Origin of the sequence: Variovorax sp. CAN15 (assembly GCF_030462475.1) — a bacterium.
Taxonomy (GTDB): Bacteria; Pseudomonadota; Gammaproteobacteria; order Burkholderiales; family Burkholderiaceae_C; genus Variovorax.
The window spans coordinates 1-9,228 of sequence record NZ_JASMRZ010000127.1 but is presented as its reverse complement, the minus strand read 5'-3'; the positions used below and the strand labels follow the sequence as shown (position 1 = coordinate 9,228).

Genomic DNA, 9,228 nt, shown 5'->3' with positions numbered 1-9,228 from the left:
CCCAGTCTTCGAGCACCGCCTCCAGCCGGCCCGAGGCCAGCTCGGTCTCGACGTAGATGCGCGGGACAAGGCTCAGGCCGAAGCCCGCGAGCAGCGCGTCGCGCACGGCGATGCGTGGCCATCATCGGCGGGCTGATCGCGAGCCAGCTGCTGACCCTGCTGACGACGCCGGTGGTCTACCTGCTGCTCGACAAGCTGCGCCGCCGCGGCGCCAACGAACACGAGCTCAGCCGTGTGACGGCCGCCTGAGCGAAAACCGACAACGACATGACCGCATTGCCTTCCTCTTCTTCCGCTTCCACCTCCAGCCTTTCGCTCTCGGCGATCGCGCTGGCCGCCATGATCGCGCTCGCGGGCTGCGCCGTCGGCCCGCGCTACGAGCAGCCGGCCACCGCCGCATCGGCCGGCTGGAAGGAGCAGAAGGCCGCCGAGGGCTGGCTGCCCGCCGCGCCGGCCGATGCGCTCGACCGTGGCGAGTGGTGGAAGCTCTTCGGCGACGCCACGCTCGACGACCTCGCCGGGCGCGTGCAGGTGTCGAACCAGAACATCGCCGCGGCGGTGGCCAACTACACGCAGGCCCAGGCGCTGGTGCGCGGCGAGCGCGCGGCGCTGTTCCCGTCGGTGTCGCTCGACGGCAGCGGCAAGCGCTCGGGCACGGTGGGCGGCAGCAGCACTTCGAGCCCGTCGAACAGCTTCTCGGCATCGCTGGGCGCGAGCTGGACGCCGGACGTCTGGGGCCGTTTGCGCGAGGCGGTGAGCAGCGCGCAGGCCAACGCACAGGCCAGCGAGGCCGACCTGGCCGCGGCGCGGCTGTCGGCCATCGGCGACCTGGCGACCAACTACTTCTCGCTGCGCGAGGCCGACGCCGAGATCGTGCTGCTCGACGAGACCATCCAGGGCTACCAGCGCGCCTTCGAGATCACCAGCAACCGCTACGCGGCCGGCATCGCCGCGCAGACCGACGTGCTGCAGGCGCAGACGCAGCTGGTGAATGCCAAGGCCGACCTGGTGGGCCTGCAGCGCACGCGCGCCACCTACGAGCACGCGATCGCGGCGCTGATCGGCGTGGCGCCGGCGGACTTCAACCTGCCGGCCGCGAAATGGACGCCCACGGTGCCGGGCGTGCCGCTTGGCGTGCCTTCGACGCTGCTGCAGCGCCGGCCCGACATCGCGGCGGCCGAGCGCTCGGTGGCGGCGGCCAATGCGCAGATCGGCATCGCACGCGCTGCCTACTTCCCCAACATCAGCCTCACGGCTTCGGTCGGCAGCAGCAACGTCAGCCGGGTGAAGGACCTGTTCAGCTCGTCCAACACGCTGTGGGGGCTGGGGCTGTCGGTGGCGCAGGTGGTGTTCGACGCGGGCGCGATCGCGGCCAACGTCGATTCGGCGAAGGCGGGCTACGAATCCAGCGTGGCGCGCTATCGCCAGACCGTGCTCACGGCATTCCAGGCAGTGGAAGACCAGCTGACCGCGAGCGCCACGCTCGCGCAGCAGGAAGGCCTGCGCCGCGAGGCTTCGGCGGCGGCGGACAAGACCGAGCAGCAGCTGCTCAACCGCTACCGCGCCGGGCAGGTGAGCTACACCGACGTGGTCACGGCACAGGCCGCCGCGCTCAGCGCGCGGCGCACGCTGGTGCAGCTGCAGGTCAACCGCCAGACCACTGCCATCGCGCTGATCCAGGCGATGGGCGGTGGCTGGCAGGCCGGGTGGATGGAGGGCGCCGCGCAGGCGCAACCCGTCGCTTCACCCACCACCAGGCAGTGAGCGTCCGTGCCTGACGGCGGCCTGGCGTGGCCGCCGTTGCCGTCCCGAACGGGGACGGCCCGGCTCATGTCAATGCGCCGGACGGTCGATGGTGTGGCCCAGGTAGTCCTTGTCGGTCACCAGCACCCAGAGCGCCAGCACCAGGATCACCGCGGCCACGAGCACCGCGTTGACCATCGCCGTCTCCGTGCCGCGGAAGCCGAGCACCCAGGGCGACACGGCGAGCCAGGCGGCCAGCGCGACTTCGGTCCACTCTTCCCACTGTCGCGGCACGAAGGTCGCACCCAGCGCCACCGCGCCGAGCACGATGCCGGTCGCCACCATCGTCCACATGGCGGCCGTCATGCCCGAAAAGCCCAGGACCCAGGGCGAGACGATCAGCCAGGCGCCGGCGACGGCGTTGACGGGGTCTTGCCAATGCTTCACTTGCTTCATGGTCATTACCTCCTGTCGCGACAAGGCGCCGCGACAGTTCTTTGACCCTTGCCTCCGGCGCGGGGTTCCTGCCGTGGCGGTGCCGTGCCTAGAGCGGCAACTCCAATGTTTCCCATTTGCACGGCATGGTCACCTGCCGGCGGAGCGAGTCGGTCGACATGATCTGCAAGCCCCAGAACGGGGCGCGACTCGGCGGTCATGGTCGGAGCGAGCAGCAGGCCCTGAAGCAGCCGTAGCAGCAGGTAGTCCAGATCCAGTCGGCAGGCGCTTTCCCCGGCGGCATAGCTTTCGCCCGCTGCAGGCAAGGCAGCCAGTCCGCGCCCGAAGACTTCGACGTTGGGGACCGGGTCGCCGGTTGCCGGCCGCCGGAACGCATTTTTATAATTGAGCACGTACTCAATCAATAAAGACCGCCGCCGCGAGACATGGCCAGACCCAGAAGCGAAGACAAGCGCAACGCGATCCTCGATGCAGCCATTGCCGAGTTCGCCAGCCGGGGCGCGTGGAGCACGCCCACCTCGGCCATCTCGCGCGCGGCCGGCGTGGCCGAGGGCACGCTCTTCACCTACTTCGCGAACAAGGAAGTGCTGGTCAACGAGCTCTACCGCCAGCTGAAGACCGAACTCGCCGAGGTCATGCTCGCGGACTGGCCCGAAGAGGCCGACCTCAAGACCAAGTACCGCCACATCTGGGACCGCTATGTGTACTGGGGCGTCGACAACCCGGAGAAATCCAAGGTGGTTTCGCAGCTCAAGGTGTCCGACCAGGTCAGCGAGGAAAGCAAGGCCGCGGGCATGGCGCCGTTCCTGCGGCTGGAAGTGCTCGCGAAGGAATGCATCCGCAACGGGTTGATACGCGATCAGCCGCTGCCTTTCCTCGGCGCGATGCTGGGCGCGATGGCCGAGACCACGATGGTCTTCGTCGCGCAGGCGAAGACCAGGAAAGGGCGCGCCGGCTACTGCGAAGCCGGCTTCGAGACCTTCTGGCGCGGCGTCGTCGCCGACGCCTGATTCCATTCACGCAGCCCCACGAAAGAACCACATCATGCCCAAGCTCAAGCGCCGCCATTTCGTCCTCGGCACGGTGGGGGCCGTCGGTGCCCTCGTCGTCGGCTGGGCCTCCATGCCGGTCGCGTCGCGTCTGACGGCGTCGCGGCCCTTGCCCGTGGCACCGGGGCAGGTCGCGCTCAACGGCTGGGTCAAGGTGGGCAGCGACAACACGGTCACGCTGATGATGTCGCAGTCGGAAATGGGGCAGGGCACGCACACGGGGCTGTCGATGCTGCTGGCCGAAGAGATGGGCGCCTCGCTCGAGCAGATCCGGCTGGAGACAGCCGGCTCCGACGCCATCTACAACAACCAGGCGGCGATCCTGGACGCGCTGCCTTTCCGGCCCGGCGACGAGGGCGCGTTGAAGCGCTCGACGCAGCATGTGATGAGCAAGCTGCTGCGCGTGATCCCGGGGCTCTCGGGCACGGGCGGCTCGTCGAGCATCACCGACCAGTGGGTGCCGCTGCGCGAAGCCGGCGCATCGGCGCGGACCATGCTGCTGGGCGCGGCCGGCGCGCTGTGGCAGGTGCCGGCTGCCGAGTGCCGCGCCGAGGCCGGGCGGGTGCTGCACCAGGCCAGCGGCAAGAGCGCCACTTTCGGCGAACTGGCCCCGAAGGCCGCGCAGCAGCCGCTGCCGGCGCAGGTGGCGCTGAAGAAGCCGGCCGACTTCAAGCTCATCGGCCAGCCCGCGCGGCGCGTGGACGGCGCGGCCAAGCTCGACGGCTCCGCCACTTTCGGCCTGGACGTGCTCCCGCCGGGCCTGCTGTACGCGAGCATCGCGATGTGCCCGACCACTGGCGGCCGCGTGGCCAGTTTCGACGCCACCGCCGCGCAGAAGCTGCCCGGCGTGCGCAAGGTGATGGCGCTGGAGCCGGTCGGCGCCACGCTCATCGGCACCGGCGCCACGCCGGGCGGCGTGGCGGTGATCGCCGACACGCCGTACCACGCGATGCGCGCCGTGAAGGCGCTCGCCATCGAATGGGACCATGGCCCGGCCGCCAGCCTTTCGAGCGCCGAGATGATCGAGCGGCTCTCGCAGACCCTGCGTACCAGCCCCGGCAACGCCCGGCTCGACGAAGGCGACGTGGCCGCCGCATTCCGCTCGGCCGCCAAAACCATCGAGGCCGAATACCGCGTGCCCTTCCTGGCCCACGCGACCATGGAGCCGATGAACTGCACCGTGCAGTTCAGGGACGGCAAGGCGACCGTCTGGGCGCCCACGCAGGCGCCGGGCTTCACCCGCGGCGCCGCGGCCAAGGCGCTGGGTATCGACGCGGACAAGGTCGAGCTGCACGTGACCTACCTCGGCGGCGGCTTCGGCCGGCGCTACAGCACCGACTTCGTCACCCAGGCGGCCACGCTGGCGCGCGAGACCGGCGGCGCTCCGGTGCAGCTTTTCTGGTCGCGCGAGGAAGACATGGCGCACGACTTCTATCGGCCCGCCTACGTGGCGCGCTGCAGGGCCGGCTTCGACGCGGCCGGCGCGCTGCTCGCGTGGCAGACCGTCACGGCCGGCTCCAGCCTGGGCGCGCCTTCGCTCATGGACACCGCTACCGACGGCGCCTGGAACACGGCCTATGCCTTCCCCAACGCGCGCGTCGCCCACGTGCCCGTGGAGTCGGCCATGCCCACGGGCGTGTGGCGCTCGGTCGCGCATTCGCAGAATGCCTTCTTCGTCGAGAGCTTCATCGACGAGTGCGCCGCCGCCGCGGGAAAGGACCCGGTGGCGTTCCGCGCCGCGCTGCTCGCAAAGGACGAGCGCCACCTGCGCGTGCTCAGGCGCGTGGCCGAAATCTCGAACTGGAGCCAGCCGCCGGCACCGGGACCCGACGGCGCGAAGAGGGCGCGCGGCCTCGCGATCCACCGCTCCTTCGGCAGCATCGTGGCGCAGGTGGCGGAGGTGTCGGTCTCGGCAGACAGGCAGGTGCGCGTGTACCGGGTGGTCTGCGTCGTCGACTGCGGCGTGGCCGTCAACCCGAACCTGATCCGCCAGCAGATGGAGGGCGCGATCGTCTACGGCCTCTCGGCGGCGCTGCACGGCGAGATCACGGTGGAGAAGGGCCAGGTACAGCAGAGCAATTTCCACGACTACATGCCGCTGCGCATGAACGAGTGCCCGGCCATCGAGGTCGAGATCGTCGCCAGCGGCGAGGAGCCCGGCGGCGTGGGCGAGCCCGGCACGCCGCCGGTCGCGCCGGCTGTGGCGAATGCGGTGTTCGCCCTCACGGGCCAGCGGCTGCGCAGCCTGCCGCTGAGGCTCGCCTGAACGAAATGGATGGACAGAAGAGAAGGAACAAGCCATGACCACCACGCTCACCGTCAACGGCAAGGCCGTCACCGTCAACGCCGAGCCCGACACACCCCTGCTGTGGGTGCTGCGCGGCGAGATGCAGCTTGTCGGCACCAAGTTCGGCTGCGGCAAGGCGCTGTGCGGCGCCTGCACCGTGCATCTCGATGGCGAGCCGGTGCGCTCCTGCGTCACGCCGCTGGAGGCGGTCGGCAGCCGCGAGGTGACCACCATCGAAGGCCTGAAGGGCAGGGAAGCCGACGCGCTGCGCAACGCCTGGGCCGAGGTCGACGTGGTGCAGTGCGGCTACTGCCAGAGCGGCCAGCTGATGTCGGCCTGCGCGCTGCTCAAAAAGACGCCGAACCCGAGCGACGACGACATTTCTGGCGCCATGAGCGGAAACATTTGTCGCTGCGGTACCTATCCGCGCATCCGCGCCGCGATCCATGTCGCTGCCCGGAAGACCGCGATCTGACGGTGCAGGCGAAGGTTCTCGCCTTCGCAGCCGAGGCGCGGGAAGGTAAGGCCGAAGGCCCCAGCTGGTTCACACAGGTTAATAAATTCTCCGCAATCATCGAAAAAGTCCAGGAATAAAAATTTTTACGGAAACTGGGGATATGAAGCTTTTGTACGCAGCCGTACCATCCGCGCGGCCTGCTTCCGGCCGCCCCCAGTTCCCACTTTCGATGACCCCCCCAGATCCTTCACGGACCCGAGTGTTGTCCGTGGCCGATACCCTGCGTGACCGCATCTTCGACGGCGAGATCGCACCCGGCTCCCACCTGATGGAAATCTCGCTTGCCAACGAGCTCGGCGTGTCGCGCACGCCCGTTCGCGGCGCCATGGCACGGCTGGCGGACGAGGGGCTGCTCGTCTACCTGCCCAACAAGGGCTTCCAGGTGCGCCGTTTCAACGCCAAGGATGTGTACGACGCCTTCAGCGTGCGCGCCACGCTGGAGGGCATGTGCTGCCGGCTGATCGGCGAAGTCGGGCTCGACGGCAAGGCGCTGTCGGATCTGACGGCCATGCTCGACGAACAGCACGAACTGCTGCATCACACCGGCGAATGGTCCGACGGCCGCGCCGCGCGCTGGCAGGACCTGGACCTGACCTTCCACCAGAAGCTGCTGGCGCTGGCGGACAACCGCTGGCTCACCGAGGCGGTGCAGCGCGCCAGCCAGCTGCCGATCATCTTCGACAGCAAGCTGCGCCCCCACAACCGCGATGCCTCGATGCTGCTGCACAAGCACGAGCAGGCCCTGCAGGCGTTCGCGGACCATTGCCGCATCGTCGAGGCGCTGGGCCGGCAGGAAGCCGCCGCCGCCGAGGCCGCCATGCGCGACCACATCAATTCCAACCGCGATCTGCTGGTGCTCTACCTGAGCCAGAAGAACCCGACCCGCACCCGGGCGCTCGCCTGAACCAGGCTCAGGCCGGCCCTTGGCCGCCACGCGTGGCCGGCGCCGTGAGGTAGGCCCCAGACTCGAACAGCTGCGCCTCGGCCTCGTCGATGCGCCGGATCACCGGCTTGCCCGCGCGGCTGGCCAGCAGCTCGACCAGCGCCTCGGTCACCGCCACCCCGGCCGCGATCGACGGAAAGAACGAGGGGCTGTTGATCGTGAAGAGCAGCGTCTCGTCCGCCAGCAGCGACAGCGGCGAGGCCACGCTGTCGGTGATGGCGACGATGCGGCAGCCCGCCGCCCTGGCCGCCTGCGTCACCTGCAGCGCTTCGCGCGAGTAGGGCGCGAAGCTCGCCACCACCAGCGCGTCGCCCTTGGCGAAGGCGCGCTGCTGCATCTCCAGCGAGCCGCCCTGGCCGTCGACCAGGTGCACGCTGGCGCGGAAGAGCCGGTACACGTACACGAACGAGAACGCGATCGGAAAGCAGGCCCTGAAGCCGGCCGCGTGCACGGCGGGCGCCTTCTCGATCAGCGCGCAGGCCTTCTGCAGCGCATACCCGCTCTGCTGGTGCGTGACTTCGAGGTTGCGGCGCTGCACTTCGAACATTTCGCCGGTCAGCGTCTGGTCGCTGGCGCGGCCGACGAGCTGCTTGGCGCGGCCGCCGTAGGTTTCGGAGCCCAGGCCCATCTCGGCGGCGAAGGCTTCCTTGAGCTGCGGCCAGCCTTCGTAGCCCATGTGTTGCGCGAAACGCACGAGCGTGGCGGGCGTGTTCTGCGAGCGCGCGCCGACGTTGCGCATCGAGCCGGTGACCACCTCGTTCGGGTGGTCGAGTACGTAGCGCGCCACCTGTTGCAGCGCGGGGCTCAGTTCGTTGAAACGCTGGCGGATCTGCTCTTTGGCGCCCATGACGTGTGTCTCCTTGGCTGAGTTGGAACAAATGTACCGGAGCAGGGAAAACGCGATGGTTGACGGAACAAATGTTCCAAACAATAATTCGGCGGAAACGTTAGTTCCAAACACCGAGCCATGACGCACGTCTTCCACCGCCACCTCCGCCAGACTCCGCCTGTTGCCGCGGGCTCCCACGGCATGTTCATCCGCGACGCCGAAGGCCGCGAATACCTCGACGCCTCCGGCGGCGCCGCCGTCTCGTCGCTCGGCCACGCGCACCCCGAGGTGATGGCCGCGATGCACGCGCAGATCGACAGGCTGGCCTACGCCCACACCAGCTTCTTCACTAGCGAGGTGGCCGAGCAGCTGGCCGATGAACTGATCGGCTCCGCGCCCGAGGGCATGAGCCATGTCTACCTGGTGAGCGGCGGTTCCGAGGCGGTGGAGTCGGCGCTGAAGATGGCCCGGCAGTACTTCGTGGAAATCGGCCAGCCGCAGCGCACCCACTTCATCGCACGCCGCCAGAGCTACCACGGCAACACGCTGGGCGCGCTGGCCGTGGGCGGCAATGCATGGCGCCGCGAGCCCTTCGCGCCGATCCTCGTGCCGGCCACGCATGTCTCGCCCTGCTACCCGTACCGCGAGCAGCGCGCCGACGAGAGCGCCGAGCAGTACGGCCTGCGCCTCGCGGCCGAACTCGAAGCGGCCATCCTCGCGCAGGGCGCCGACCGCGTGATCGCCTTCGTGGCCGAGACCGTAGGCGGCGCCACCGCCGGCGTGCTCACGCCGGTGCCGGGCTATTTCAAGGCGGTGCGCGCGGTGTGCGACAAGTACGGCGTGCTGCTGATCCTCGACGAAGTGATGTGCGGCATGGGCCGCACCGGCTCGCTGCATGCCTGCGAGCAGGAGGGCGTGGTGCCCGACCTGATGACCGTCGCCAAGGGCCTGGGCGGCGGCTACCAGCCGGTGGGCGCGGTGCTGGCGCAGCGCCGCATCGTGGAGGCCATGTCAATGGGCAGCGGCTTCTTCCAGCACGGCCACACCTACCTCGGCCACCCGATGGCCTGCGCCGCCGCGCTCGCGGTGCAGCAGGTGATCCGCCGCGAAGGCCTGGTCGCCAAGGTGCGCGATGACGGCATCGCCTTCGGCCGCATGCTGGCCGAGGCGCTGGGCGCGCATCCGCATGTGGGCGACATCCGCGGGCGCGGCTTCTTCTGGGGCATCGAACTGGTGGCCGATCGCGCGAGCAAGGCGCCCTTCGATCCGGCGCTGAAGGTCAACGCCGCCATCAAGAAGGACGCCATGTCGCGCGGCCTGCTGTGCTACCCCTTCGGCGGCACGGTCGACGGCCGCCAGGGTGACCACGTGCTGCTGGCGCCGCCCTTCATCGCCACCCGGCAG

Annotated in this window: 9 protein-coding genes and 1 pseudogene; 7 read left to right on the top strand and 3 right to left on the bottom strand. The window is 69.4% G+C overall.

Translation table 11 applies throughout. The annotated features are described in order from the left end of the window. Window positions 1-112, bottom strand: a pseudogene (locus QMO14_RS31835) (LysR family transcriptional regulator); the annotation flags it as partial. A gap of 2 nt (window positions 113-114) precedes the next feature. Between QMO14_RS31835 and QMO14_RS31830 the strand changes: the two are divergent. After that, window positions 115-249: a hypothetical protein gene (locus tag QMO14_RS31830; protein ID WP_301512064.1), complete on the top strand. Its 135-nt coding sequence runs from the start codon at window positions 115-117 to the stop codon at window positions 247-249. Window positions 250-267: 18 nt separating this feature from the next. Continuing rightward, a complete protein-coding gene (locus QMO14_RS31825) occupies window positions 268-1,764 on the top strand; it encodes an efflux transporter outer membrane subunit (RefSeq protein ID WP_301512063.1) in 1,497 nt (498 codons plus the stop codon). Window positions 1,765-1,833: 69 nt separating this feature from the next. On the opposite strand, the gene QMO14_RS31820 is transcribed toward QMO14_RS31825, so the two are convergent. Continuing rightward, entirely contained in the window at window positions 1,834-2,199 is a 366-nt protein-coding gene (locus tag QMO14_RS31820; protein WP_301512062.1) for an SPW repeat protein, read from the bottom strand. A gap of 425 nt (window positions 2,200-2,624) precedes the next feature. Between QMO14_RS31820 and QMO14_RS31815 the strand changes: the two genes are divergently transcribed. The 4 genes from QMO14_RS31815 to QMO14_RS31800 all read left to right on the top strand — a co-directional run bounded on the left by QMO14_RS31815 (window position 2,625) and on the right by QMO14_RS31800 (window position 6,956). Then, window positions 2,625-3,209, top strand: coding sequence for a TetR/AcrR family transcriptional regulator (locus QMO14_RS31815; RefSeq protein WP_301512061.1), 585 nt, complete (start codon window positions 2,625-2,627; stop codon window positions 3,207-3,209). Window positions 3,210-3,243: 34 nt separating this feature from the next. After that, window positions 3,244-5,514: a xanthine dehydrogenase family protein molybdopterin-binding subunit gene (locus QMO14_RS31810; RefSeq protein WP_301512060.1), complete on the top strand. Its 2,271-nt coding sequence runs from the start codon at window positions 3,244-3,246 to the stop codon at window positions 5,512-5,514. 34 nt (window positions 5,515-5,548) lie between these two features. Continuing rightward, on the top strand, window positions 5,549-6,010 hold the full coding sequence (locus QMO14_RS31805; RefSeq protein WP_301512059.1) for a (2Fe-2S)-binding protein: 462 nt from the start codon (window positions 5,549-5,551) through the stop codon (window positions 6,008-6,010). 250 nt (window positions 6,011-6,260) lie between these two features. Further along, a complete protein-coding gene (locus QMO14_RS31800) occupies window positions 6,261-6,956 on the top strand; it encodes a GntR family transcriptional regulator (protein WP_301512058.1) in 696 nt (231 codons plus the stop codon). Window positions 6,957-6,963: 7 nt separating this feature from the next. On the opposite strand, the gene QMO14_RS31795 is transcribed toward QMO14_RS31800, so the two are convergent. Further along, window positions 6,964-7,842: a MurR/RpiR family transcriptional regulator gene (locus QMO14_RS31795; RefSeq protein ID WP_301512057.1), complete on the bottom strand. Its 879-nt coding sequence runs from the start codon at window positions 7,840-7,842 to the stop codon at window positions 6,964-6,966. A 120-nt stretch (window positions 7,843-7,962) separates the two neighbouring features. Here QMO14_RS31795 and QMO14_RS31790 point away from each other — a divergent pair. Then, window positions 7,963-9,228 (top strand): aspartate aminotransferase family protein (locus QMO14_RS31790; protein WP_301512056.1); only part of this gene is annotated, 1,266 nt, incomplete at its 3' end.